This is a genomic window from Rhizobium sp. S163 (assembly GCF_030380805.1).
In the GTDB taxonomy this organism is placed as follows: Bacteria; Pseudomonadota; Alphaproteobacteria; order Rhizobiales; family Rhizobiaceae; genus Rhizobium.
The window spans coordinates 532,109-558,532 of the sequence record NZ_JAUDSA010000012.1 but is presented as its reverse complement, the minus strand read 5'-3'; the positions used below and the strand labels follow the sequence as shown (position 1 = coordinate 558,532).

At 61.6% G+C, this 26,424-nt stretch carries 24 protein-coding genes; 8 read left to right on the top strand and 16 right to left on the bottom strand.

Features of this window, described 5'->3' with window-relative positions; genetic code table 11:
* Positions 1–9: 9 nt before the first annotated feature.
* On the bottom strand, positions 10–1,167 hold the full coding sequence (locus tag QTL96_RS12275; protein ID WP_112943509.1) for a Gfo/Idh/MocA family oxidoreductase: 1,158 nt from the start codon (positions 1,165–1,167) through the stop codon (positions 10–12).
* Positions 1,168–1,495: 328 nt separating this feature from the next.
* Here QTL96_RS12275 and QTL96_RS12270 point away from each other — a divergent pair, with 328 nt between their 5' ends.
* Positions 1,496–1,978 (top strand): Lrp/AsnC family transcriptional regulator, encoded by a 483-nt coding sequence (locus QTL96_RS12270; RefSeq protein ID WP_026282647.1) that lies wholly within the window; start codon positions 1,496–1,498, stop codon positions 1,976–1,978.
* Between the two features lie 75 nt (positions 1,979–2,053).
* Here QTL96_RS12270 and QTL96_RS12265 read toward each other — a convergent pair whose 3' ends face one another.
* The 6 genes from QTL96_RS12265 to QTL96_RS12240 all read right to left on the bottom strand — a co-directional run bounded on the left by QTL96_RS12265 (position 2,054) and on the right by QTL96_RS12240 (position 8,415).
* Positions 2,054–3,652 carry an MFS transporter gene (locus QTL96_RS12265; protein WP_112943508.1) on the bottom strand — a complete coding sequence of 533 codons (1,599 nt, stop codon included), beginning with the start codon at positions 3,650–3,652 and terminating at the stop codon, positions 2,054–2,056.
* On the bottom strand, positions 3,649–4,086 hold the full coding sequence (locus QTL96_RS12260) for a DoxX family protein (RefSeq protein WP_112943507.1): 438 nt from the start codon (positions 4,084–4,086) through the stop codon (positions 3,649–3,651). Before QTL96_RS12260 ends, QTL96_RS12265 begins: the two co-directional genes overlap by 4 nt.
* Before the next feature lie 220 nt (positions 4,087–4,306).
* Positions 4,307–6,184: an amidohydrolase gene (locus QTL96_RS12255; RefSeq protein WP_289727847.1), complete on the bottom strand. Its 1,878-nt coding sequence runs from the start codon at positions 6,182–6,184 to the stop codon at positions 4,307–4,309.
* A 99-nt stretch (positions 6,185–6,283) separates the two neighbouring features.
* Positions 6,284–6,571: a XapX domain-containing protein gene (locus tag QTL96_RS12250; protein WP_112435380.1), complete on the bottom strand. Its 288-nt coding sequence runs from the start codon at positions 6,569–6,571 to the stop codon at positions 6,284–6,286.
* A 79-nt stretch (positions 6,572–6,650) separates the two neighbouring features.
* Complete coding sequence (locus QTL96_RS12245) at positions 6,651–7,340, bottom strand: hydrolase (protein ID WP_111560831.1); 690 nt, start codon at positions 7,338–7,340, stop codon at positions 6,651–6,653.
* Positions 7,341–7,482: 142 nt separating this feature from the next.
* Positions 7,483–8,415 (bottom strand): VOC family protein, encoded by a 933-nt coding sequence (locus QTL96_RS12240; RefSeq protein WP_112943505.1) that lies wholly within the window; start codon positions 8,413–8,415, stop codon positions 7,483–7,485.
* Between the two features lie 119 nt (positions 8,416–8,534).
* Here QTL96_RS12240 and QTL96_RS12235 point away from each other — a divergent pair, with 119 nt between their 5' ends.
* Both QTL96_RS12235 and tehA read left to right on the top strand, forming a co-directional pair.
* On the top strand, positions 8,535–9,434 hold the full coding sequence (locus tag QTL96_RS12235; RefSeq protein WP_289727846.1) for a LysR family transcriptional regulator: 900 nt from the start codon (positions 8,535–8,537) through the stop codon (positions 9,432–9,434).
* A gap of 189 nt (positions 9,435–9,623) precedes the next feature.
* Positions 9,624–10,628: a dicarboxylate transporter/tellurite-resistance protein TehA gene (tehA, locus tag QTL96_RS12230; protein WP_289727845.1), complete on the top strand. Its 1,005-nt coding sequence runs from the start codon at positions 9,624–9,626 to the stop codon at positions 10,626–10,628.
* Here the strand turns inward: tehA and ugpC are convergent.
* The 7 genes from ugpC to QTL96_RS12195 form a co-directional block, all read right to left on the bottom strand.
* Complete coding sequence (gene ugpC / locus QTL96_RS12225) at positions 10,625–11,701, bottom strand: sn-glycerol-3-phosphate ABC transporter ATP-binding protein UgpC (RefSeq protein WP_289727899.1); 1,077 nt, start codon at positions 11,699–11,701, stop codon at positions 10,625–10,627. The two genes, tehA and ugpC, sit on opposite strands and share 4 nt — an antisense overlap.
* Before the next feature lie 13 nt (positions 11,702–11,714).
* Complete coding sequence (locus tag QTL96_RS12220; protein WP_289727844.1) at positions 11,715–13,634, bottom strand: glycoside hydrolase family 127 protein; 1,920 nt, start codon at positions 13,632–13,634, stop codon at positions 11,715–11,717.
* Positions 13,635–13,654: 20 nt separating this feature from the next.
* The gene (locus QTL96_RS12215) at positions 13,655–14,518 is read right to left on the bottom strand and encodes a carbohydrate ABC transporter permease (protein WP_113238465.1); all 864 of its coding nucleotides are present in this window, start codon (positions 14,516–14,518) and stop codon (positions 13,655–13,657) included.
* Positions 14,515–15,429, bottom strand: coding sequence for a sugar ABC transporter permease (locus QTL96_RS12210; protein WP_113198432.1), 915 nt, complete (start codon positions 15,427–15,429; stop codon positions 14,515–14,517). The genes QTL96_RS12215 and QTL96_RS12210 overlap by 4 nt, the downstream gene beginning before the upstream one ends.
* An 82-nt stretch (positions 15,430–15,511) precedes the next feature.
* Positions 15,512–16,750 (bottom strand): sugar ABC transporter substrate-binding protein, encoded by a 1,239-nt coding sequence (locus tag QTL96_RS12205; protein WP_113198433.1) that lies wholly within the window; start codon positions 16,748–16,750, stop codon positions 15,512–15,514.
* Between the two features lie 41 nt (positions 16,751–16,791).
* Positions 16,792–17,802 (bottom strand): LacI family DNA-binding transcriptional regulator, encoded by a 1,011-nt coding sequence (locus QTL96_RS12200; RefSeq protein ID WP_112943499.1) that lies wholly within the window; start codon positions 17,800–17,802, stop codon positions 16,792–16,794.
* Between the two features lie 145 nt (positions 17,803–17,947).
* Positions 17,948–18,949 carry a LacI family DNA-binding transcriptional regulator gene (locus tag QTL96_RS12195; protein ID WP_289727843.1) on the bottom strand — a complete coding sequence of 334 codons (1,002 nt, stop codon included), beginning with the start codon at positions 18,947–18,949 and terminating at the stop codon, positions 17,948–17,950.
* 145 nt (positions 18,950–19,094) lie between these two features.
* Here QTL96_RS12195 and QTL96_RS12190 point away from each other — a divergent pair, with 145 nt between their 5' ends.
* From QTL96_RS12190 to QTL96_RS12170, 5 genes are all read left to right on the top strand, one after another.
* Entirely contained in the window at positions 19,095–19,409 is a 315-nt protein-coding gene (locus QTL96_RS12190; RefSeq protein WP_112943619.1) for a MocE family 2Fe-2S type ferredoxin, read from the top strand.
* A gap of 31 nt (positions 19,410–19,440) precedes the next feature.
* Positions 19,441–20,667 (top strand): FAD-dependent oxidoreductase, encoded by a 1,227-nt coding sequence (locus tag QTL96_RS12185; protein WP_112943497.1) that lies wholly within the window; start codon positions 19,441–19,443, stop codon positions 20,665–20,667.
* Positions 20,668–20,734: 67 nt separating this feature from the next.
* A complete protein-coding gene (locus tag QTL96_RS12180) occupies positions 20,735–21,763 on the top strand; it encodes a sterol desaturase family protein (protein WP_112943496.1) in 1,029 nt (342 codons plus the stop codon).
* Positions 21,760–22,542 carry a 3-methyl-2-oxobutanoate hydroxymethyltransferase gene (locus QTL96_RS12175; protein ID WP_112973042.1) on the top strand — a complete coding sequence of 261 codons (783 nt, stop codon included), beginning with the start codon at positions 21,760–21,762 and terminating at the stop codon, positions 22,540–22,542. Before QTL96_RS12180 ends, QTL96_RS12175 begins: the two co-directional genes overlap by 4 nt.
* Positions 22,543–22,713: 171 nt before the next feature.
* Positions 22,714–24,795: a carboxy terminal-processing peptidase gene (locus QTL96_RS12170; protein ID WP_289727842.1), complete on the top strand. Its 2,082-nt coding sequence runs from the start codon at positions 22,714–22,716 to the stop codon at positions 24,793–24,795.
* 88 nt (positions 24,796–24,883) lie between these two features.
* On the opposite strand, the gene QTL96_RS12165 is transcribed toward QTL96_RS12170, so the two are convergent.
* Both QTL96_RS12165 and QTL96_RS12160 read right to left on the bottom strand, forming a co-directional pair.
* Positions 24,884–25,552 (bottom strand): HAD-IA family hydrolase, encoded by a 669-nt coding sequence (locus QTL96_RS12165; protein WP_289727841.1) that lies wholly within the window; start codon positions 25,550–25,552, stop codon positions 24,884–24,886.
* Positions 25,553–25,627: 75 nt separating this feature from the next.
* Positions 25,628–26,416, bottom strand: coding sequence for an inositol monophosphatase (locus tag QTL96_RS12160; RefSeq protein WP_162735100.1), 789 nt, complete (start codon positions 26,414–26,416; stop codon positions 25,628–25,630).
* Positions 26,417–26,424: the final 8 nt, after the last annotated feature.

The window sequence follows — 26,424 nt, the reverse complement described above, 5'->3', positions numbered from 1 at the left end:
CCGCCCTCCTCAAGCCGCTCTGGCGTGGAGCGCCTCGTCGAACTTGTCCCATACGGGACGCAGGTCGACAACCGTCTTCTTGATGCGGGCCTCGTCCATGGAGAGTGCCAGAATACCGGCTTCAAGGGCATTCAGGGTCGAGACGGGCAGCACCGTACCGGTGCGAACGCTGTCGAGAATGTCGGCCGCCATCTGTTCGTCGGCACCATAGTGCTGCGAGAGTTCGGTGGCCGCATATTTGTTCTCAACGACCTTCTTGCCGGTCAGCTGCTCATGCACATCGAGATAGCCGCGCACGAAGTCGCCCTCGGCCATCCCGCGCGAGCCCATGATCGCAAAGCGGCGGAACTGGTCAGGAACGTTGAGGTTGGTATGGAAGTTCATGCCCACGCCATTGGCATATTCGACGATGGCGACCTGGTAGTCGATGATATCGGCATCGCTGTCGAACACCTTGTCGGTGCCCTTCCAGCCACTCGGCTTGCGATGGAACAGCTCGAGGTCATTGATTCCTTCGCGAGCGGGATCGTTTGCCGGCGTAAAGCTCTTGCGGCCGCCGAAGCTTGCGACCCGCTCGGGCCGCGCGCCGGCGATGCCATTATAAAGGTCGAGATCGTGGCAGCACTTCTCCAGCATGAAACTGCCGGAATAACGCTCGTAGCGGCGCCAGTCGCGCATGAAGAATGCGCCGTGATAGGGTTCGATATGCTCGGACGCCTCGATCGAGACGATCTGACCGAGATTGCCGGCAGCCTGGACCGCCTGCAGGTCGCGATAAAGCGGCGAGTAACGCAGCACGAGGCCGACCATCAACCGCTCGTGACCGAACTTGGCCATCAGACGCGCAAGCTCGATGCTTTCGGCGATCGTAGTGACGATCGGCTTTTCGCAGAACACCTTCAGACCGGCTTCGAGGCCGATGCGGATATGCTCGAGATGGAAGAGATTGGGCGAGCCGATCATCAGGAGATCGAGCTTTTCGTTGGCGATCAGCTCCTGCGGCGTCGCATAGGATTTGCCGACGGAAACGCCCTTTTCGACGAGACCCGGCAGGCCCGCGGGCTCGGGATCGACATAGCCGACGATCTCGAAGCTTTCATCAATCGACTTGAAGACGTAGCCCAGATAGCCGAGCCGGAAACCTAGCCCGATAATTCCCACTTTCATGCTGCTCTCGTTCCCATTTACGTAATTTATTTTCGTCAAGTTGAGACAAAAATTCGATCTCGTCAACACGAAACACGGAAAAAGTTGGAACTGTGAAATTAATTTTCATAACGCTTGTTTGACAGGCATTTTGATTTTCATCCTGGGCACAGCGAGCGCCGAACGCCAAATCTGCGGCCTGAGCCGTCCCCACCCTTGGCTTCAAAGGGCAATCAGCCGGAAGTTCCGCCTGTCTTTGAAGCACGTGCACTGTGAGCATTGACAGATATCGTGCCGTCTCTCACAAGTTCGAGTAAACCATTCCAACATCGATTGCGAGGCGTGTCAAATGAACGATTCTACCGCTAAAATCGATGCGTTTGACATGAAGATTCTCAGCGCAATGCAGAATGACGCGACCTTGTCGCAGCGCGACCTGGCTGAAAAGATCGGCCTATCACAAAACGCCTGCTGGCGTCGGCTACAACGGTTGCATTCCCTTGGCCTTATCAGGGGATCGCATAGCGACATCGACCTCAAGGCGCTGGGTTTCGATCTAACAGTCTTCGTCATGATCCGCACGCGCCATCATTCGAAGGAATGGAGCGAGGGTTTTCGGGCACACGTCGAACGGTTACCCGAGGTGATCGACTTCTATCGCATCGGCGGCGACTGGGATTACTTGATCAAGGTCGTAACAAAAGGCATGTCCGGCTACGACGCCTTCTACCAGAAGCTCATCACGAATTTCGATCTCGCTACGGTGACAGGCTTCTTCTCGATGGAGGCCATCATCAATAACCGCCCGGTCGATCTGACGCGACTGCGCTGACGAAAGAAGCGAGGAAGACCCCGGCTGTTATGACAAATGAAGGGGACCTCCCAGCCCCCTTCTATGTCCAGACTTTCAGGCCTTGCCTGGGCGGTTGATCGTCAGGAAGTGCCGGACGACGGGCTTCTCCGGGCCCGAGTGGTAGGCAAGCACCTTCCCTTGCAGATCGGCATCGGCGTTCGATACCCTCTTGTGCTGCCGAAGATGCTCTGCCCAGCTTTCCACCATGAACCACTCGACGATCTTCTGCGGATCCGCAGAGTCTTCCGTCACGCCCCAGCCATAGGCGCCATCGCGGCGGCGTTCGTTCGACATGTCGTTCAGCGCACGAAGGAAGGCCGAACGGTTGTGCTTTTCGACGTTGTACTCGATCAGGATGAGGACCGGTCCACGATCGTGGGCGACAGGCTCGGCGACAAGCGGTTCCGGCCAGTGGCTCGACGGAACCAGATCGGTATCGCCGGCAGGCAGTTTCACACGGTGCATGATGAGACCGGCAACAAGAAGGCCGACAGCACCGATAATGAGTGTAGCCTGAATTCCGACGGCCGTACCGACTGCACCCCAGCCAAGGCTGCCAGCCGTCATCGCGCCATTGAAGACGGTGAGGTAAACAGCAAGACCGCGACCGCGCACCCAGTTCGGAAGGACAGCCTGAGCCGCACCATTGAGCGTCGTCAGAGCGGTGATCCATGCGCCGCCGAGGAAGAGCAGAGCGACGATGGCAACAGCCTTCGGCGGAGCAAGCGACAGGATAGCCATGACGACAGCGGTGATGATGGCCGCACCGAGCAGGAGACCATCGGCGCTGAAGCGTTCACGCAGCTTCGGCATGACGAGCGCTCCGGCAATCGCACCAGCGCCAACCGCACCGAGCAGGATACCGTAGAAGCTTGCATCACCGCCGAGAAGCTGGCGGGCGACGAGCGGCAGCAGGGCCCAGACGGCACTGGCGAAGGCGAAGAAGATCGCGGCGCGCAGAAGCACGACATGCAGCGGGCGGCTGGCACGGGTGTAGCGAAGGCCCGCCCGGAAGGCGCCGAGGAAATTCTCCTGCAGGGCATCATTGGCGTTCTTGGCACGCGGCCACCAGACAAGTGCTGCGATGACGATGATATAGCTCGCAACGTCGGCACCATAGGTGAGACCCGCGCCGAACGCCGCAAGCAGAAGACCGCCGGCCGCCGGGCCGATCGAACGGGCGATATTGATGCCGAGCGAATTCAGCGCCACCGCGCTCTTGACGTCCTCGCGCTTGACGAGCTCAGGCACGATCGCCTGCCAGGTCGGCCCCATGAGTGCTGCGCCGATGCCGCCGAGGAAGGTGAGACCGATCAGAGCGCTGACCGAGAGCATGCCCGTCTGGGCGAGAACCATGAGGCTGATGCTGACGGAGGCGAGCAGCAGCTGCACTGCAATCAGGAACTTGCGGCGATCGAGAATATCGGTCAGTACGCCGGCCGGAATGGCGAGAAGAAAGATCGGCAGCGTGCCCGCCGCCTGAACCATGGCGACTGCGGCCGGCGAGGCCGAGAGATCGGTCATCAGCCAGGAGCTCGCGACATCGCGCATGAAGCTGCCGGTATTGCCGAGAACGGTGGCCGCCCAGAGGACGGCGAAGACGGGTTGAGCGAGTGGAGCGAAGCTGCCCCCGGAGGATTTTGCGGTGCTCATTTTTCAGCTCCCTTGGTGATGTCGAAAATGGTGACGAGGATGAAGGCGCCCGCGAGGCCGAGATGTTCGAAGAAGGCGTTGGTCGCCATCATCCGCTCCATGCCGGCGGGCAGTTCCCAGAAACGAAGCGCGATGAAGGTCGCGAGAACAGTGAAGCCGGCGAGCGCGAGAGCGCCCAGCCAGCGCAGCTTGCCCGACACCACCATGGCCGAGGCGGTCAGCTCGAATGCAATGACGACGACGGCGAAGACGGGCGCCGGGGAAAGGCCGAAATGCTCCATCTCGCCGATCGCGCCGCCGAAATCGAAGATCTTGGTGAGCGGGCCCTGGATATAGGCGGCGCAAAGCGCGAGCAGCGCGGCCGTTCGCACGGCGGGCGCCGAAACGACGTCGGCCAGAAGCCTGCGCGGTGTTGAAGGAGAGTGGCTGGTCATCGTTGCTCCTGCGATCTTGGCCGGTCGGTTCGAGCGGCGCTGTGTTCGTCTGATGGAGCCATATTGGCGGGAACTATTGCCGCCAACAATTGCATCAATAGTTTCGATTTAATTGCGTTATCTGCAATTATTCAGCGGAGCCTTCCACTCCTGCAAAACAAGCCTGGGCAGCGGTCTCCCGCTGCCCAGGCCGATACGTCGTTCGATTATCGCGTCAGCCTCAAACGGCCCAGCAGGAGCAACCGAGTGCGCCGAAGAAGCCCTTGAGATCGGCAATCGGTAGCTTCGAGGTCCAGGCACCGGCGTGGTCGTGGCCGTGGACGCCGCAATCGCTGGCGCAGCCGCAGGTCGAAATGGCCGTGCGGCGCAGCGAGCGGGCACCGGCGCCATCGGGCTCGCCCCAGGCGGCGTAGCCGCCGAACTTGCGCACCGGAGACCAGTCCGGCATGGCGGGCGGGATGTTGCTTTCGTCGTATTTGGCGAAGTCACCCGAGCCGTAGACAATCTTGCCGCCGACCATCGTGAGATCGGAGGTGAGGAACGAGATCTCGTCCTCGGCGCAGGCGAAGAAGTCTTTGCTGGGGACCACGAGATCGGCGAACTGGCCCTTCTCGATGCGGCCCTTCTTGCCTTCTTCGTTGGAGAACCAGGTGACCTTCTCCGTCCACATGCGCAATGCGGTCTCGCGGTCGAGGCAATTGGCGCGCGGATAAAGCTGCATGCCACCGACCGTCTTGCCCGTGACCATCCAGGAGAGCGACACCCATGGATTATAGGAGGCGACGCGGGTGGCGTCGGTGCCGGCCGAGACATTGACGCCCTTGTCGAGCATGCGCTTGATCGGCGGCGTGGCTTCGGCAACGCCGTGGCCGTAGCGCTCGACGAAGTATTCGCCCTGATAAGCCATGCGATGCTGTGTGGCGATGCCGCCGCCGAGCGCCGCGATCCGGTCGATCGAACGCTCCGAGATGGTCTCGGCGTGGTCGAAGAACCAGTTGAGGCCCTCGAGCGGAATATCCTTGTTGACCTTCTCGAAGACATCGAGCGAACGCGAGATGGTTTCGTCATAGGTAGCATGCATGCGCCAGGGCCACCGGTTTTCGGCCAGAACCCGCACGACTTCCTCGAGTTCGCCTTCCATCTCCGGCGCCATTTCCGGGCGCGGCTGGCGGAAGTCCTCGAAGTCGGCGGCGGAGAAGACCAGCATCTCGCCGGCGCCGTTGTGGCGGAAGTAGTCGTTGCCCTGCTTGTACTTGACCGAAGACGTCCAGTTGAGAAAATCCTCTTTCTCGGCCTTCGGCTTCTGCGTGAAAAGGTTATAGGCTAGTCGAACGGTGAGTTGGTTTTCGTCGGAGAGCTTCTGGATGACCTCGTAGTCATCGGGATAGTTCTGGTTGCCGCCGCCTGCATCGATTACACCGGTAACGCCGAGACGATTGAGCTCGCGCATGAAGTGGCGGGTGGAATTGACCTGGTAATCGAAGGGCAGCTTCGGGCCCTTGGCGAGCGTCGAGTAGAGAATGCCGGCGTTCGGCTTGGCAAGCAACATGCCCGTCGGGTTGCCGTTGGCGTCGCGGGTGATCTCGCCGCCGGGCGGGTTGGGCGTATCGCGGGTGTAACCGACGGCGCGGAGCGCTGCACCGTTCAAAAGCGCGCGGTCATAGAGATGAAGCAGGAAGACGGGGGTATCCGGTGCAACCGCATTGATCTCCTCGATCGTCGGCAGGCGCTTTTCGGCGAACTGGTGTTCGGTGAAGCCGCCGACGACGCGAACCCATTGCGGGGCCGGCGTGATCGCCACCTGGCGCTTCAGCATGTCCATCGCATCCGCGAGCGAACGGACGCCGTCCCAGCGCAGTTCCATGTTGTAGTTCAGGCCGCCGCGCACGACGTGGGTATGGTTGTCGATCAGGCCGGGCAGGACGCGCTTGCCCTTGAGGTCGACGATCTTGGTATCCGGGCCGGCGAGCGCCATGATCTCGGCATCGGTGCCGACTTCGAGAAAGGCGCCGTCCTTGATGGCGGCGGCGCTGGCGGTTGGATTGGTGCGATCGAGCGTGGTGATCAAACCGTGGTGAAGGATGAGGTCGGCGAACATGGGAAATGCTCCTGGCTTCATTATTAAGATTGATTTCAACGCTTTGCGCCGGATTGACTGGGCGTCGGCCCCACCGCAAGCGAATCTCCTCTTGCGGTGTCAGCTATCAGACTTGTGCTGATCCTGGCGAGACACGACGACGTCATTGCGGCTCTCGCCCTTCGGCATATGGCCGAACATGTGCGGCTTGATCTGGTTGATCCAGGAGACGGCCGCCGGCTCCCTGGCGATCAGTGTCTTGGCGAAGGGGATGAGCTGCTCGCCGACCAGAATGCCGAGCAGGCCGACAAGAGCCACGATCGGTGGCGCGGGAGAGCGAACATTGAGCAGGCTGTAGACGATACCGACCAGAAGACCTGCGCCGATGGAAAGAAGGTAGAGTTTCATGGGGCCATCCTCGACTCTAGATGAAAGCCGCTTCCGCATCTGGAACATTCGATCCTGCGGAAGCGGCGGTCACGGGTGATTACTTGGCTGGGTTCGGGCCGATGCGCTTGCCGTGGCTGACGCGCTCGGCACCGCCGTGGACATGCGTGACCGCATAGTCGATGCCCATGCCGTAGGCGCCGGAATGTTCCTTCACCAGCGAGGTGACGGCGTTGTAGGTTTCCTTGCGGGCCCAGTCGCGCTGCCATTCGAGCATGACCTGCTGCCAGGTCACGGGGATGACGCCGGCCTGTACCATGCGGTCCATCGCATACTTGTGGGCGTCGACCGAGGTGCCGCCGGATGCATCGGCGACCATATAGATTTCGTAGTCGGGGACATCATGGAGGGCGGAGAGCGCGAAGGTGGTGTTGCACACTTCCGTCCAGAGGCCGGAGACGACGATCTTCTTGCGGCCGCCGGCGGCGTTCTTGGCAAGGGCATCACGAACGTTCTGGTCGTCCCACGAGTTCATCGACGTGCGTTCCAGAATGTCGTTCTCAGGGAACACGCCGAGCAGTTCCGGGAAGGTGTTGCCGGAGAAGCTTTCCGTCTCGACCGTCGTGATCGTGGTCGGGATGTTGAAGATCTTGGCAGCCTTGGCGAGACCGACGACATTGTTCTTCAGCGTCTGGCGGTCAATCGACTGGACACCGAAAGCCATCTGCGGCTGCTGGTCGATGAAGATGAGCTGGCTGTTTGCAGGGGTCAGGACTTCGAGCTTGGACATTTGATTTCTCCGTTTAGATTTTGATTGCCAATTTGGCGGTTAAGGATTGGGATGCCTCCGGCGGTCGGCTGCCTGCCTCAGGCAGCCGTTCGAAGGCGGAAATTGTTGGCGTTAGGGGTGCACGGCAGTTTGCCGTGCGGGGTTATGCTGCGAGCGGAACGAGGTTCTCTTCGATCTGGCCGCGATAGGCTTCATACCGGGTCGGCAGCTTCAAGGCTTCGCCGAGGTGAGCGGTATCTTCGTCGCGATCGAAACCGGGTTCGTTGGTTGCGATTTCGAACAGGATTCCACCCGGCGTTCTGAAGTAGATCGCCCAGAAGTAATCGCGGTCGATAACCGGCGTCACCTGGTAGCCCGTGTCCATCAGTGCCTTGCGCACTTCGAGCTGCTTTTCGCGGTTCTCGACGGCAAAGGCGATGTGGTGGACAGAACCGGCGCCCTGGCGGGCAAACGGCGTTTTCGGCAGCGACGCGATGTCGATGGTGTCGGCACCATTGCCACCGGGAATGATGAACCGCGTTACATCACCTTCGACCTCGGCACGCTCATAGCCCATGAACTGCAGCAGTTCCGATGTGGCGGCGGTGTCGTGCAGGTCGAAGCGCGCACCGGAGAAGCCGCGGATCGCATTGTCTTCCGAGATGCCTTCGGCGAGCCATGGGGCGCGGACGTCTTCGGCGGTTTCGATCAGCGCCAGTCCGTCGCCATCAGGGCCGGCGAAGCGCAGGCGGTTGGCGCCGAAGACAGTGTCGGTCTTCAGACCGACCACACCCTGGGCCGTCAGGCGGTCTTTCCAGAAAGCCAGCGATCCCTTCGGGATGGAGAACTGCGTCTCGCTGACTTCACCGACGCCGGGGCGGCCGGTCATCATGTGCGGGAAAGGAAAGTAGGTCATGACCGTGCCGGGCGTGCCGTTTTCATCGCCGTAGTAGAGGTGGTAGACGCTCGGGTCGTCGAAGTTGACGGTCTTCTTCACGCGGCGCAGGCCAAGTGCGTTGGTGAAGAACCGGTTGTTTTGCTGGGCATCCGACGCCATCGAAGTGACGTGGTGCAGTCCCTTGATTTCCTTGATCATGGCCGTTGCCTTTCTCTGTGGGCGTTGCCGTTTCGATGACCAGAGATGTAACCGGGTTGATTGCATTGCGGAATTGCAATATTTCTCTCGAATGAATTGCGATTTTTGAAATAATTGAGATGAACGACTATAAAGCCCTGAAAACCTTCCTGCTCGCCGCCGAAAAGCGCAACTTCGCCCAGGTCGCCCGCGAGCTCGACATGACACCCGCGGCCGTCACCCGTGCGATCGCGGCACTCGAGGACGATCTCGGCGTTCAGCTTTTCGTGCGCACGACGCGCCAGGTGTCGCTGACCACTGATGGCGCCGTCTTCGCGGCGCAGATCCAGCCGGCTGTCGAAGCGCTTGAGAACGCGCGCAAGGACGTCAAGAACGCGCACAAGTCCGACCAGGGGCGGCTGCGGATCAGCGCGCCGACCTGGCTTGGCAAGACGATCCTCACGCCGATTCTGTCGGGCTTCCGGGAGCGCTATCCGAAGATGAGCTTCGAGGTTTCGCTGTCGGACGGCTTGGTCAACATCATCGACGACGACTACGACCTCGCGATCCGCATTTCATCCGCGCCTTCGGACAAATTCACCATCTGGCGCAAGATCCGGGCGGTGCCGAGGATCCTGGTTGCGGCGCCGGGCAGCCGCTTCACGATGATGCAGCATCCTAACGAACTGACGCCCGACGATTGCCTCGCCTACAGCGGCGAGAGCCGGCGTGAGAACTGGGCCCTTTCGGACGGCGGATCGAGCATCTCGATCGCGGCTGGACGCGCGTTCAGCGCCAACAATGGCGAAGTGCTCGCGGATATGGCGGCCGATGGGGTCGGCGTCGCCATGCTGCCGGGCTTTCACATCGCCGAGCATATCCGCACCGGCCGGCTGGTTCACGTGCTGCCGGGCTGGGCGCCGCAGGAGCTTTGGCTGACGCTCTACTACCCGCCCTACCAGACGCTTCCGCCGCGTATCGCGACGTTCTCGAAGTTTTTCGAGGAGCAGCTTCCGGCGCATATGGTCATGCTCGACTAGCAGGCTTGCGCGCATGGACGCCGTCGCGGGCGGTCGCGCATGAGGAATTCTGACGAATTCGCCGCGCCGTTTGTTGCAATACCGATGCAACAGGCTCTTTATGCGTTGGCCAAAGCCGGAACAGCGGCGAGGGCATCGTCTTACGCAAGATCGCATTCGCAGCCATTCGTTTCCAGCGTCGGAGCCCCCATGACCGCAACGCAATCGCAACTAGACGAGTCGTCCGCAGCCGGTCGAAAGCGACTGCCTGTCGTTCCTGCATCGGCCTTCGGCATCGTGCTCGGCATAGCGGGCCTTTCCAACGCCTGGCGGGCAGCGGCCGGTCATTTCGCGCTTCCTACCACTGTCGGAGATGGCATTGCGCTTCTCGCGCTTGCTGTCTGGTTCGTGCTCGTTTGTCTCTACGGATTGAAGTGGATCCTCTTCGCGGAGGAAGCGCGCAAGGAGATCGTGCATCCCGTGCAGTGCTGCTTCATCGGCCTCATCGGCGTCGCCACCATGCTTTGCGCAGCGATGGTCGCGCCGTTTTCCGGCGCGCTGGCGCTGGCATTCTATTGGATCGGCCTGCTCTGGACACTCGTCTTCGCGATATGGCGGACGGGTGCCTTGTGGCAGGGCGGACGCGATCCGACCACGACGACGCCGGTCTTGTATCTCCCGACGGTTGCCGGATGCTATGTCGCGGCAATCGTCGGCGCGGCACTCGGCTATTCCGATCTGGCGCAACTGGCTTTCGGTGCGGGTTTCTTCTCGTGGCTGGCGATGGAATCCGTCATCCTGAACCGGCTCTTGAATGCAGCGGAACTGGCCGAGCCCCTGCGTCCAACGATCGGCATCCAGCTCGCACCGCCAGCAGTCGGCGCTGCCGCCTATCTGAGCGTGACGAACGGAGCGCCGGATCTGCTGGCCCATGCCATGGTGGGCTACGCCATGCTGCAGCTGCTTCTGGCGCTTCGCCTTTTTCCATGGGTCATGAAGCAACCATTCGCGGCGTCCTATTGGGCCTTTTCCTTCGGTCTGACCGCGCTCGCCACCGATCTGATCCGCATGGTCGCCCGCGGCGAACAGGGCATCCTGTCGACGCTCGCCATGCCCTTGCTCTGGCTGGTGACCGCAGCAATCGCCCTGTTGGCGGCGGGAACGATCGTGCTCCTTTTTCGAGGGAAACTGTTCCCGCTCGCCCGAGCTCTTTAAGCGCGCAACCGCCCTCCCTCGGCATCGAAGAACAGACGCTGGCTGGACGACAGATCGAGTGCAATCACCGCGCCCGGCTCAATATCCAGCCCGGCCCTCTGCTCGACGACGAGGTTCTGCCCGTCTTCGAGCGCACAATAGATGTATCGCGTGCCGCCGAGATATTCGAAGAACTCGACGCGCGCGGCGATCGACCGATCGCCGACCTCGCCGATCACGATATGCTCCGGCCGAATGCCGATCATGAACTCCGTCCCACGCTGAAGGCTCGCCGGCCGCCCCTTATCCTCGAAGCTTTTCGCTGCGATGTCGAAACGTCCGCTCCCCTGGGCGACCGCCTTCAGGAAATTCATCCGTGGCGAGCCGATGAAGCCGGCGACGAACATGTTGGACGGGTTTTCGTAGATCTCCCGTGGCGATCCCGATTGCTCGACCCTCCCGTTTCGAAGCACGACGATCTGGTCGGCCAGCGTCATCGCCTCGGTCTGGTCGTGCGTCACATAGATCATGGTGTTGCCGAGCTCGCGATGGAGCCTGGCGATCTCGATACGCATCGAGACGCGCAGCTCCGCGTCGAGGTTCGACAGCGGCTCGTCAAACAGGAAGACATCGGGCTCGCGCACGATCGCGCGGCCGATGGCCACGCGCTGCCGCTGGCCGCCGGAGAGCTGGCCCGGACGGCGATCGAGAAGATGGTCGATCTTCAGGATGCCGGCCGCTTCGTCGACGCGGCGCTTGATTTCCGCCGCGTCTGTCTTCGCCATCTTCAAGCCGAATGCCAGGTTTTCGCGCACCGACATATGCGGATAAAGCGCGTAGGACTGGAAGACCATGGCGATGCCGCGATCGGACGGGTCGAGATCGGTGACATCCCGCCCCTTGATGCTGATCTCGCCATCGGTCACCTCCTCGAGACCGGCGATCATCCTGAGCAGCGTCGATTTTCCGCAGCCGGAGGGGCCGACGAAAACGACGAAGTCCCCCTCCTTGATGTCGAGATCGATGCCGTGCACGACAGGCAGGCTGCCGTAGGATTTTCGCACGTCCTTGAGCGAGACGCTCGCTGTTTCCATCGGGACCATCGGCCTACTTCCCAGTCTGGAGCCAGACCAGCATGGCGCCCGGCTCGCGATTGTCCCAGAGATGATAGGGCACGAGCGTGACGGTTGCCGGCACCTGCTCGGCCGGACGGGTGCGATAGAGCGAACCGTTCCAGCCGCTGGCATCTTCCCTGGAGACGTCGAGCTCGACCGCAACCGCGCCGTTCAGCCCTTCAATCGACTTCGTCCGGTGACCGGCGAGCTTCTGCGGAACGACGAAGGCGTTGAGATCGTGGCCGTTGTCGGTTTCCTCGACGCAGTAGATTAGTGGGCCGCGGGCGAGCGCGACGCGGCCGACGTCCTGGCGGACTTTCGGCGAGGCGTACTGCGGGCGAAGCTCCAGCGGAAGATCGAGCGCGATGACATCGCCCTTCTTCCAGGCGCGGTTGAGCCGCGCATAGCCGTCGATGACCGACGAGGCCAGATCGACCGTCTCGCCATTCACCTTCAACGAGGCGCCCTCGGCCCATTCGGGAATGCGCAGCGCGAGGCCGAATTCGGCCGTGCCGTCGACATCGACGTCGATGCGGATATCGCCATTCCATGGATAATCGGTGTGCTGCGTCAGCTTGACGTTGCCGCCCTTGAGCTTCGCCTTGACGCTGCTCTCACCATAGAGATGAACGGCGATCTCGTTGTCGGCAACCGCATACATGTAGGAGCCGACGGAGGCAACGAGGCGGGCGATGTTCGGCGGGCAGCAGGGGCAACGGTGCCAGACCCAGCGGTGGTGCTTGCCGGTACTCTCGAGCGGGTTGTCGTAGAAGAAGGTCTTGCCGTCGAGCGCAAGCCCAGTCAGCGCGCCGTTATAGAGCGCTTGTTCCATGACGTCAGCGTAGCGGCGGTTCGGGCCTCGGCCAAGCATGCGGCTTGCCCAGAAGACAAGGCCGACGGAGGCGCATGTTTCGGCATAGGCGGTGTCGTTGGGCAGGTCGTAATAGTCGGTGAAGCCCTCGTTGCTCGCCGCCGGGCCGATGCCGCCGGTGACGTACATCTGCTTGACCGTCAGGTCGTCCCACAGCGTCTCCAGCGCATTGGTCAGCGTATCGTCATGGTATTCGGTGGCGATGTCGGCCATGCCGGAATACTGGTACATGGCACGCACGGCGTGGCCGACGACCTTCTCCTGCTCGCGCACGGGTTCATGCGCCTGGCTGTATTCGTAGGTCTTGTGCACATAGTCTTTCGGATCGCGGCCTCCGCGGATGGCCTCAGTGGTGAAGAAGTGGGGCTCTTTGCCGCGCTCGTCGATGAAGAACTTGGAGAGGTCGAGGTATTTCTGCTCGCCCGTGACGCGCGCCATCTTCACCAGCGCGAGCTCCACTTCCTGGTGGCCGCAATAGCCGGGTATCTGGCCTTCGCCATGGCCGAAGACCGTGATCATGTGGTCGGCATAGCGGCACATGATGTCGAGCAGCTTGCGCTTGCCGGTTGCCTGGTAATAGGCGACGGCGGCTTCCATGAGATGGCCGGCGCAATAGAGTTCGTGGTGATCGCGCAGGTTGGTCCAGCGCTTGCCGGGCTGCACGCGCTGGAACCAGGCGTTCACATAGCCATCTTCCTGCTGCAGCTTTTCATACATGTCGATGATGGCGTCGGCGCGCGCCTCAAGCTCGGCATTCGGCCTGCGGTAGAGCGAATAGGCGATGGTCTCGATCGACTTGCCGAGATCGGAATCCCAGAACATCTGCGTCGAGCCGGTCCACTTCTCGTCGATCGGTATGACGACGCCGGGGCTCGGCTGGTTCACGTCGATCGCCTGGATCATGCCGGCTTTTTCGCAGCGATCGAGCAGGATCGCCGCCGTGGAATCGCACACCGCATCCTGCCACTTGCCCCAGAAGCCGTTGAGCTCGACATCGGGAACGGCGACCGGGCGGAACTGGCTCTTGTTTTCGGTAGTCATTTCTCAAATTCTCCTTTGAATTACTTGACGGCGCCGGCCATCAGGCCGCGCATGTAGAAGCGTTGCAGAAGCAGGAAGACGAGCAGGCAGGGGATGACCATGACGACGACGCCGGCTTGCACCGCGCCCCAATCGATGGCGCCCATTCTGGAAGAGCGCACGGCGGTCATCAGCACCGGCAGCGTGAACTTCTCGTTGCTGGACAAAAGCACGAGTGCCGCGAAGAACTCGTTCCAGGCATTGAGGAAGGCGAAGATCGCGACCGTGACGACACCGGGCAGCACCAGCGGAAACAGCACGCGGGCGAGCAGGCCGAGATCGCGAGCGCCATCTATACGGGCCGCCTCCTCGATCTCCTTGGGCACCGCGTCGAACGCATTGCGCATCATGAAGACGGAGAATGGCAGCTGTAGCGTGACGTAGACGAGCGTCAGCCCGAGCAGCGAATTGTTGAGCCCTAGCCGCGAGAGGATGATGAAGAGCGGCGTCAGGATCGACTGGAACGGGATCATCAAGGTCGCGATGATTAGGATGAACAGCACGTTCTTGAACGGGAACCGGTAGCGCGAGAAGCCGTAGCCAGCGAGCAGACTGATCGCCACCGTCAGCACCACCGTCGCGACGGACACGATCAGCGAGTTGAACATGTGATGCCAGATGCCGGCACCGAACGTATCGAGCGTCCTGTAGGCATCGACGCTGAATTCGCTGATGCCGGTGAGCGGCCATGGCGGCAGAGCGGTTTCGCTTCGCGGGCGGAACGATGACATGAGCATGATCGCAAACGGCGCCAGGAAGAAGACCACGATCGCGGCACCGGCGACGTGATAGCTCGTGGCCCGCCTTGCATTGCGGCGGGCGCGAAGGGCTGTGCGACCGGTCATGGACGATCCTCCCCAACCTTGAGCAGCCAGAGCTGCACGATGCTAAGCGCCACCAGGATGACGAGCAGCGCGATGGAAAGAGCCGCGCCATAACCGAGATTGAACGACACGAAGGACTGGTTGAAGATGTAGTAGACGATCGAGATCATGCGGTTTTGCGGTCCACCTGATGTCATGATGTAGAACTGGTCGAAGGCGAGTATCGAACCGGTGACTGACAGGATGAGCGCGAGCGCCATGGTTCTGCGCATCAAGGGCAGCGTCAGGTGGCGAAAGCGCTGCCAGGCGCCGGCGCCATCGATGCGCGCGGCCTCCGTCAGCTCCGACGGAATGCCCTGCAGCCCGGTCAGAAGAATGATCATCGTGAAGCCGGCGACCTTCCACACGACCATGACGATGATCGTCAGGAAGGCGCTGTCGAAGGTCGCAAGCAGGTTGCGTCGCCCTTGCGTGAGGCCAAGCATTTCGAAGACGGGCGAGAACAGGCCGCTATCGACATTGGCGAGCCAGACCCACAGAAGCGATGCCGATGCAAGGCCGATGACGACGGGGAGGAAGATGATGGTGCGATAGCCCGACACGAAGCGGCGCGGCTTGTCGACGAAGAAGGCAAGCGGAAACGCCAGCGCGAAAATCGCGATCGTGACCACCAGCGTGTATTGAGCGGTGAAGCCAAGCGATGTCCAAAAACGCGGGTCGTTGAACATGCGCGTGTAATTGCCGATGCCGATCCAGCGCGACGATCCCATGAGCGGCCAGCGGTGCAGGCTCATCCACACGGTGAAGAGGAGCGGCAGCACGAAGAACACGGTCACCAGGGCGATCGCGGGCGCGATATAGGCAACGCCCCGCCAGCCCCCTCTCCGCCGCCGCCTGCGCTTCGGAGAGACGGAGATGATTTCAGTCGTCATCTTTGATCTCGTTCAGTTTGTGAAATGGCGAGCGATTGCGATGTGTCGGGTCGGGAGCGCCGGGCGATCCCGACCCTTGAGATCATTGCGCGCTGTCGATGATCGACTGCATGTCGGCCTGACCGTTAGCGAAGGCGCCGTCGACGTCATCGCTGAACATGGCGGCATTGATGAACTGCGACCACGGGCTGTTCGGGCTGTTGATCAGATCGTTGAACTGCAGCGTATAGGGCGTTTTGGCGACCTTGATCGCATCGGCTGCCACGAGGAGGCGCGGATCCTGTCCCTTCAGGACCTGCTCGGCGATATCGGTGCGCGTCGGCAGGCTGCCATTTTTGGCCATGATCGTCTGTCCCTCTTCGGAATAGACGAACTGCAGGAACGTCTGGATCTGACTGACATGCGGCGTGCCCTTGGTGACGACGATATTGTCGCCGCCGGCAAAGGAGGACGGCTTGCCGTCGACGCCGGGGATCATCGTCACGCCGAAGTCGAGCTCCGGATGCTGCGTGATCATCGTGCCGATGGCAAACGCACCAAGGCTCTGCTGGCCGATCTTGCCACCGAGGAACTTCAGGAAGTCCACGCCGTTATCGGTCGCGGCACTGGCAGGTACGGCGCCCGACTTGACGATCGCACGATAGTCGTCGACGGCCTTTCGCATCTGGGGAGTATCCAGTGCCGCGGTCTTTCCATCCTCAGACAGGATATCCGCGCCCGCACCCCAAACGAGGGGCGCGAAGGTGAAGATCATGCAGCCGCCACAGCCACCGCCCGAGAAATAGAAACCGTAGTCATCGCCACCGAGCTTGCGGATTTTCTCGGCATTGGCGGTGATCTCTTCCCATGACGTCGGCGCCTTCTCGGGGTCGAGCCCGGCCTTCTTGTAGAGGCCCTTGTTCCATGCGAAGACGGAGGTCTCGACCAAGAGCGGCAAGCCGTAGACCTTGCCTTCATAGGTACCCTGTTTGACGTGAGCGGGGGCCAGCGCGTTGAAATAGTTGAGCGACTTGGCGAAATCGGTCAAGTCTTCGAGCTGGCCGGCGGACGCAAAGGACGGAGTGTAGATCAGGTCAAGCGAGATCGCGTCGGGCGCCTGACCGCCGGCAACCGCCGTCGCATATTTCTGGACCATCTGGTCCGACGGGATTTCGGTGAGTTCGACCTTGTCGGGATTGGCCGCGTTATAGGCGTCGATGACCGCCTTGAAGGCGCCGCCGCCGCTGCCCGAACGCACCCACATGCTGACGGTTTCGGCCGATGCCGCCGAGCAAAGGCATATTGACAGCAAAGCCGTCGCTGCAAGCATTCTCTTATGCATGATTTCCTCCAAATCATGGGGCAAACGCGCCCCGCCTCCCGTTAGATTTCCCGGTCTCCACCACAGGACTGGCGAACAACCAGCTTGCATGGAAGCTTGCGCAGTCCGGCCTCCACAGCCCGTCCTTCGGCAAGATCCAAGATCGTCAGACCGGCCGTTCGACCGAGCTCCTTCAAATTCATGTCGACCGTCGTCAGCGCCGGCCGCGTCTGGTCGGCGAAGATCTCCCAGTTGTCGAAACCGATGATCGACACATCCTCGGGCACACGGACGCCTCGTTCGCGCAAGGCATCCACCACGCCTCTCGCGATCTGGTCGTTGCCGCAGAAGATGCCGTCCGGCGTTTCGTTGTCGCCACCCCAAAGAATGGCGACGGCCTCATGCCCCCAGGCCTCCGTCCACGTTCCGTGCATGACGAGCGCATCCGGAGCGACGGCCTGGCGAAAGGCATCGGCTCGCTCCACGGCCGAGACGAAACTGTCGGGACCGGTCACATGGACGATGCTTTTGCGGCCGACCTCGCGAAGCCTCTCGACGGCGAGCCGCGCGCCGTCGGAATCATCCGCCGTCAGGATCACGCTTCCCGGCACGCCCTCGGTGAAAGCATAAACGACGGGCACCGGCAGGCCAGCGAGATCGACCGGGAGAGACCTGTCGACCCGCTTGCCCGTCGCGATGATGCCATCCACCTGCTTGTCCAGCATGGCGTCGACATGAACCTTGGCGAGTGCTGGATCATCCTCGATCGCGCAGAGAAAGACCGAGACACCATGATCGACCAGCGCCTCCGAAATCCCCGACATCAGCGGCAGGGTAAAGCGACCATAGGTATCGTTGGTGAGCAGCCCCACGGTGAAGCTTCTGTTGAATAGCAGGCTGCGGGCCAGTGCATTCGGCCGGAAGCCGACGTCGGCCGCGATCGACTTGATCTTCTCGCGTGTCTCCAGCGCCATCCGGCCGGTATCGTTCAGCGCCTTCGATACAGTCGAAACGCTGACGCCCGCAGCCTTGGCGACGTCATGAATTGTGACACGGTTGCTCCGAGCGACCACGCAATCTCCTCCTTCTCTCGGAAGTGAGAAAAGCGTTTCCCAAATGCAAAGTCAACGTGAGAAAACGTTTTCTCATCATTTTCCTGATTTCGGCGCTCAGGCAGCGCTTGACACTTGGGGAACCACCGGCGATCTCGCGATACGATTACTCGAAGCGGACATTCTCGCGCAGGAAAATCCGCGGCCGCTGCGGCGGCGTTATGTCGTCTTCGGCAAAACGGCCGGCGTTGTGGAGCTGGATTTCGATTGCGCGCCGCGCCTCCAGAAAAGGTTCACGGTCGATGATCGCATCGACGACACCGTCATCCATCAACTCCACCCGCTCCGGCGTCACCGTATGGGTGATCACACAGACGGACTGGTCCTTACCGATCGCCTTCAGTTCTTCGGCGAGCACAGGGTTGCCCACCGACATGTTGTAGACGCCTCGCAGCGCGGCGTGGCGGCGCAGGAGCGTGCGGAAATCCTTGCGGATGTTCTCCTGTTCGTAGCTCTGAAACGTCTCGACCACCCGGCAGTTCGGATAGTCCCGGCCCAAGATGTCGCGGAAGCCCATTTCGCGCTGGTCGTGCTCCAGCAGTTGGTAAAGGCCGACGATGACGACCACGTCGCCGCCGGTATCACCGAGAAAACGCCCCATAAGCGCGCCCGCCGTGCGCCCCTCCTGAACGGCGTTCGAGCCGACATAGCCGATCCGGCCGGTGCCCGGCAGGTCGGAGGCGACGGTCACGATGGGGAGCTTGCGCGACAGCTGATCCACCATCGCGGTCACATCAGGGTCATCGAACAGGATGACGACGAGGCCGTCACATTCGGCTGCGGCCTTCGCCAGCGTCTTGATTGCGGCTTCAGCCTTGATCTGCTCGAAATACCAGAAGGTGATGCGGATGTTGTAGCGCTTGTATTGCTGCGCCGAACGGATGAAGCCTTCGCGCAGCTTCACGTAATAGGAATTCACATTGTTCTGCAGCACCACGCCGATGCGGAGGATGCGCGTCGGCATCATCGTGAGCGCGCGGTCGACGCCGAGCGCCCTCGCCGTCTCGATGACCAGCTGCTCGGTCTTCGGCTTGACGCCGCCGCGGCCATTCAGCACACGGTCGACAGTGATGCGGCTGACGCCGGCCGCCGCCGCTACGTCATCCATGCTCGGCTTTCTCGCCACGAACATCCTCCCTTGCTCCTCATTCGTGAGCTTAGTGAATGATGCATTTGCGTCAATATCGGCGTTGCGCCGTGGTGGGCGCGGACCGATATTTAGTGATGTCTGGAGGAGTGAAGGGAGGCACATCATGAGCTGGGTATCAGCCTGTCGTCTTGACGACATCGAGCAGGAAGGCGTCATACGCTTCGACCATGGCGGTCGCACTTACGCGGTTTATCGTTCTCCCGAGGACGAGGTGTTCTGCACCGACGGCCTTTGCTCGCACGAGGCCATCCACCTCGCCGACGGGCTAGTAATGGACTACGAGATCGAATGTCCCAAGCATTCGGGGGCCTTCGACTATCGCACCGGCACGCCGCGCCGGCCGCCGGCCTGCAAAAGCCTCAACACCTACCAGGCGAAGATCGAAGCGGGCGAAGTCCTGCTCGCCATCCCCGCCTGACACCCAGCGAACCGGTAGTATGGAGACAGCCATGTCCTCTATCGTTATCATCGGCGGTGGCGAATGCGGCGGACGTGCCGCGCTGCAGCTGCGCGAGCGCAATTTCGACGGCGCGATCATGCTAGTGGGCGCGGAAGCACTCCACCCTTACGAGCGGCCGCCGCTGTCGAAGAACGGGATCCTCAAGGGCGCCGATCCGAAGTTCATCATGGATGCCGATGGCTACAAGGAACGCGGTATCGACGTTCGCCTGGGCGCCGACGCGATCGGGATCGATCGTTCGAACAAGACCGTCGAACTCTCGGACGGAACGACGCTCGCCTATGACAAGCTGCTGCTTGCGACCGGCGCGCGGCCACGTCCGCTCCCCGGCATCGCCGAACGCTCCGAGCGCGTACTGACGCTTCGCACCCATGCCGATGCATTGGCGATCAAACGGCATCTGCATGAGGGCAGCCGGCTCGCCATCGTCGGCGGCGGCTTCATCGGCCTCGAGCTCGCGGCCATCGCTCGCGGCCTTGGCGCCACCGTCACCCTGATCGAGGGCCTGCCACGCATCCTCTCGCGCGGCGTGCCCGAGGATATCGCCCACGCGGTCGCCTCGCGCCACGAGGCGGCGGGCGTGGAAATCCTGTGCGCGAGCCGGATCGAGACCTTCGAGATCGGTGCCGACGGCGTCTCGATTGGCCTGGCCGGCGGGCGAACGATCGGCGCCGACATTGCGGTGATCGGCATCGGCTCGATCCCGAATGTCGAGCTCGCGGAAAAAGCGGGGCTGGCGATCGAAAACGGCATCATGGTGGATGGTCACCTCAGGACCTCCGACCCCGACATTTTCGCCGCCGGTGACTGCTGCTCCTTCCCCATTCCCGTTTATGGCGGAAGGCGCGTTCGGCTCGAATCCTGGCGGAGCGCCCAGGAGCAGGCGATGCTCGCGGCGGCCAATCTCATGGGTGCGGACGAGCGGATCACCGCCGTGCCGTGGTTCTGGTCGGATCAATACGAGCTGACGCTTCAGGTGACCGGCCTTGCAGAAGGGGCCGTCACCTCGGTTCGGCGAGAGGTTGGCGGGGGCGCCTTCATCATCTTCCAGATCGGTGCCGACGGGCGATTGCTTTCGGCGAGCGGAATCGGTCCAGGCAATGGCATCGCCCGCGACATCCGGTTGGCGGAAATGCTGATCGCCTCGGGCAAGACCGTCGATCCGGCGGCGCTCGCGCAGGCCGACGTCAAGCTGAAGTCGCTGCTGGCAGCCTGATCGCAGCGCGACCGATGCCGGCAGATAAAGCATTCGAAACATCAATGACGCATGCGGGAGGCAAGTCATGGACGATTCAAAATTCGGCAAGAGAGACAAGAGAGGCCATTGGACGCCTGATGGCGTGCTGACGCCGGCGCCGGTCTTCGTGCTGCCGCCAAACCCACTGAAATTCCTGAAGTGGCTGCCGAACTACTTCTTTCCGTGGAACGCCTTCTTCATGGTCACCGCGGCGATCTTCTGGTTTTTCCTGACGCCGGGGACAGAGACGACGAAGACCTTCTCCGTCGGCTGGATCGCGCTCATCTTCGCGCGCAACCTCGCGGCATTCTTCCTGTTCTACGGCGTGATCGAGCTGCGGCTCTACAAGCTTCGCCGCCAGGAAAACCGCTTCAAGTACAATCCGAATTTCCCGGCCGACAAGAAGAACACCGTCTTTCTATTCGGCTCGCAGGCCTATGACAGCATCATTCGCGGCGTCGGCACCGGTGTCACGATCTGGACCGCGATCGAGGTCGTGACGCTCTGGGCATTCGCCAACAACTACGTGCCGATGGCGACGTTCCAGGACAATCCGGTTTGGCTTGCCTGCATCGTGCTCTTCGTGCCAGTGTTCCACGAAGCCTACTTCTTCGCGATCCACCGCGCGCTGCACATTCCAGCACTCTACAAATTCGTGCATTCGGTGCACCACAATTCGGTCAATCCGTCTCCCTGGTCATCGCTTGCCATGCACCCGGTCGAGCACCTGCTCTTCTTCGGTGAAGCACTGATCCATCTGGTGATCTTCTCGCATCCACTGGTCGCCATCTACAATCTGCATTCGCTGGCGCTCGGCGCGGTGGTCGGCCATGTCGGCTTCGACAAGATCGAGGCGGGCGAGGAAGGCGGGCTCGATACCCACGCCTATGCCCACTACCTCCACCACAAGTATTTCGAGGTGAACTATGCCGACGGCCTGATCCCGTTCGACAAGTGGTTCGGCACCTGGCACGACGGCACCAAGGATGGCGACGAAGCGATGAACGCGCGCTGGCAGAAGAAGCTGCAACGCGAGAACGCTCGCAAGGAAGCGCAGGAAGGCAACAAGGCATGACCCGTGCATTGACCGTAGCCGATCTGCGCGCGCTCAAGGGCAAGCGTCAATTCCTAACCATGCATGTCGATAGCCCGGCGGAGGCAGCGGCAGCCGCCGAGGCCGGCATCGAGATGTTCACCTGCGAGGTGGACGAGCAGCTTCCCCGGATACGCAAGGCAGCCCCCACCGCCTTCATCCAGGCAGCCCATGTGCAGGGCGCCATTCATGACGAATCGAGCGCCATCCGCGAAGGCTTTCGCGCGCTCGATCTAGGCGCCAGCTGCCTCTACTTCGCCGGCTCGCTGCGCCTGCTGGAAGCGATGGCCAAGGAGGGCATTCCCGTCAGCGGCCATGTCGGTCTCGTGCCGCGCTGGGCCACGTGGACGAATTTCCGCTCGATCGGCAAGACGCCTGAGGAGGCGGCATCGATCTATCGTCGCGTGAAGGACTATGAGCAGGCCGGCGCCTGGGCGGTCGAGATGGAGGTTGTCCCCGTGGCGATAGCCGAGTGGATCACGCGCTCGACGCCGCTGATCACGATTGGAATGGGCTGCGGCGCGGTCTGCGACGCCCAATATCTGTTCTCCTGCGACGTGCTAGGTACAGGCATCAGCCGCGTGCCGCGCCATGCCAAGCAATATGCCGATCTGGCGGCGGAAGAGGCGCGCCTGCAGGATCTGCGCGTGAACGCTTTCCGGACATTCGCCGAGGATGTTCGTGACCGAAAATATCCCGAGACCCGCCATGAGGTTCATGTGGATAAAGAGGTCCTGGTAGCCGCCAAGACGCTCGTTTGAGGCGGCCGGCCGGCGTGAACACCGTCTGCCTTCACAACCGATCTCACCAAAAGTTGTAGATGATATCGGCGTCAGCGTTTATCCGTCCAATCAACCCGGTTGCTAAAAAACCATAATTGCTCCACCTAGAATGTAGACAAACGCGAGCAGTCGGAATTGGATCACAGCTTGATGCGCATTAAATACGGTTTCCTCGGCATTTTCCTGGCGATTGCGCCCACGGCCCATGCACTGGACATGGGACCGGTGCCGGTTCTGGCGCCGCAAAAGCAGCAGGAGCAGGCAGCGCAGCTGAGCGCGCAGTTTCTGACGCGCTACAGCTATCGGCCGGTCGCGCTCGACGATAGCCTCTCCGTCAAGATCATGGATCGCTTCATCAAGTCGCTCGATCCGGATCGGATGATTTTCCTGCAGTCGGACATTAACACCTTCATGGCCGATAGCACCAAGATCGACGACGCCATCAAGAAAGAAGACCTCAAGCTTCCCTTTTCGATCTTCAATGTCTACGAGCAGCGCATTGTCGATCGCATGACCTATGCCCGCGATCTCCTGAAAAAGGGCTTCGATTTCACCGCGCAGGAAGACTACGCGCTGGTGCGCGACGACAAACCCTGGCCGCAATCCGAGGCCGAGAGCAACGATCTCTGGCGCAAGCGGGTGAAAGCCGATTGGCTCCGGCTGAAGCTCGGAGGCCAGACCGAAGCCACTATTCGCGACACGCTCGACAAGCGTTACAAGAACGCGCTCGAGCGCGCCTATAAGTACAAGAGCGACGACGTCTTCCAGTCCTTCATGGACGCTTATTCGACGTCGATCGATCCGCATACCGATTACTTCGGCGCCACCGCATCGGCCGATTTCGATATCTCGATGAAGCTCTCGCTGGTTGGCATCGGCGCGGTGCTGCAGGAGCGCGACGATTACACGACGATCCGCGAACTCGTTCCGGGTGGCCCGGCGCAGCTTTCCGGCAAGCTCGCGGTCGGCGACCGTATCACCGGTGTCGGCCAGGGCGCCGACGGCCCGATCAAGGAAGTGATGGGCACGCGCCTCGATGAAGTCGTGCAGTTGATCCGCGGCGAGAAGGATTCGATCGTCCGCCTGGATATCCTGCCCGCCGATGCCGGCGCCGATGGCGGTCATCGCGTCATCAGTCTCGTGCGCGACAAGATCAGCCTCGAAAAGCAGGCGGCCAAGAAGACCGTTCTCCCGGTCAAGGATGGCGACGTCACCCGCAAGATCGGCGTGATCACGCTGCCGGCCTTCTACGAAGACTTCGAAGCCCGCCGCAAGGGCGACAAGGACTACAGAAGCGCCAGCCGCGACGTCGCCAAGCTGCTGACCGAGCTCAAGCAGGACAATGTCGACGGCGTGCTGATCGACCTGCGCAACAATGGCGGCGGTTCGCTTGCCGAAGCGATCGACCTCACCGGCCTGTTCGTCGGCAAGGGCCCGGTGGTTCAGCAGCGCGGCGCCGATGGCAAGGTCGAGGTTCAAAGCGACGATCTGCCGACACCGGCATGGACCGGCCCCGTCGGCGTTCTGATCAATCGCGGCTCAGCCTCCGCTTCCGAGATCTTCGCGGCCGCCATCCAGGACTATGGCCGTGGCGTGATCATCGGCGAGCCGAGCTTCGGCAAGGGCACCGTGCAGACCGTGGTCAACCTCGACCAGGTGGCGCGCAACGACAAACCGAAATTCGGCGAGCTGAAGCTGACGATCGCCCAGTTCTTCCGCGTCAACGGCGGCACGACGCAGCTGCGCGGCGTGACCCCCGACATCGCCCTGCCCGGCCTCTCCGACCCGAAGACCTTCGGCGAAACCAGCTACGACAACGCGCTCCCCTGGACGCAGATCAAGCCCGCCCGCTACAAGCAGGCTGGCAACCTCAAGATCGAGCTGCCTAAGCTGCAGGCCCTTCACGACAAGCGCGTGGAAAGCGACCCGGACTTCCAGCGTCTTATCGAAGACGTTGCCGAATTGAAGGCGCAGCGCGACAAGGGCGTGATCTCGCTCAACGAAGCCGACCGCCGCAAAGAGCTGACAGCGCGCGAAAATCGGCTGAAGTCTCGCGCCCAGTTGGACGATGGCGTCGACACCACCAACGACGACGGCCTGCAATCCAACGAGCGTAGCCTCACGGCCGACATCGCGCTGGAAAATGCCCGCAAGAAGGCGAAAGACGTTCTCTTAAACGAAGCCACCGCGATCCTTTCCGACGCGGCCGGCTTGCAAGCGGGCGCTCGATAGGTCTGCCATGACAGACGTCGGCGCGTCGCGATACAGTGCGCCGAAGATGAAACGTTAGCACCGGTCTCGTTTGAGGCCGGCGTTTCGATTAGTTCGTCTTGAACCAGACGCTTATCTTGCCGTCATCTCGGGAACATCTCAGCCCGAGGTAATCTCGAACGGCAATGTGACCCAAAGGGTGGAGCGTGCTGTGGGTTGCCGTGACCAGCACGACGGGGCAGCCCGCCGCTTCTGCAGCGCGGGTGCCTGCGGGCGCATCCTCGAATGCCAGACACGCACCGGGTTCGAACCCCAGCCGCTTCGCCCCCAGGAGATAGCAATCCGGATGCGGCTTGCCGCGCGCAACATCCTCGCCGCTGACGATCACCTCAGGCATCGGGATACCCGCGGCAGCAAGCCGTTTCCTTGCCAGCTCAATCGGCGCCGAGGTGACGATCGCCCACTGCTTCGGTGGCAGGCTGTTAAGTAACGGTATCGCGCCGGCGACCGGCACTATGCCCTCGACATCCTCCATCTCCTGGGCCTCGATGCGCCGTGCCTCGTCGACGGGGTCGACGCCTGTGAGGTTGAGACGTTTGAGAACGTCCACGGCCCTGATCCCGTGGATCGTGCGGATCAGCGGCCCGGGTTCGATCCCGTGATCGATCGCCCATCGGCCCCAGATCCTCTCGACCACGGCGGTTGAATCAAGCAGCGTGCCGTCCATGTCGAACAGCAGTGCTGAAAAGCCTCTATTGAAAATAATGTCGTCTGGCACAAGCCCCCCTTTCAAACGACAGGCCGACCGGCGCCGCTCCCCTGCGACGCCGGTCAGCACTCAAACGCGGCGTCCTCAGCCGTAGATTTCAACGAGCGCCTGATAGATCGTCTCGTTGCCAGCAATGACCCGGTTACCCTTGCGCAGACCGTCATCTGCCAGAAAGTCATTGGTTTTCAGGCCGGCAGCGCGGATGACGGCGATGGCGCCGAGGCAATCCCAGGAATTGATGTGGGGCTCGATGTAGCCAAGCAGGCGACCGCTAGCGATGTAGCAGAGCGTCAGCGCGCCCGATCCGTCGCGATAGAACATGCCGCCATTCTTCAAGAAGCGGTCGAACATCGGCAGGAATTCGTCCGGCGTCACGCGCGGCGAATAGCCGACACCGACGATGCCGTCGCGAATGGTGGTGCCGGGATGCTTGCCGACCGGCGCGCCGTTAAGCGTTGCGGGGAAGTCGATGCCGCCGGCGAAAAGTTCGTTGCGCTCTGGCGCATAGACCATGCCGAACTTCAGGATGTTATCCTGGACGAAGGCGATCGAAACGCACCAGCTCGACATGCCTGAAATGAAAGGCTGAGTGCCGTCGATTGGATCGACAACCCATATGCCCTGGCCTTCCGCGAATTTCGAGAGGCCGGTCTCTTCGCCGAGAAAGGCGTCTTCGGGGAAGTGTTTCTCGAGCTGGCCCCGGATCAGCAGTTCGGTGTTGAGATCGGCTTCGCTTGCCATATCCTGCAGGCCCTTGGCCTTGATGGTGAGGCTGTCGCGGTTCTTGAAATAGCCATCGGCGAGATCGCCGGCCTGGCGGATGAGGTTGAGCGCGAACGAAAAGCGCGCGTTGATATCGGATTGAGCAGTCATGGATCTTT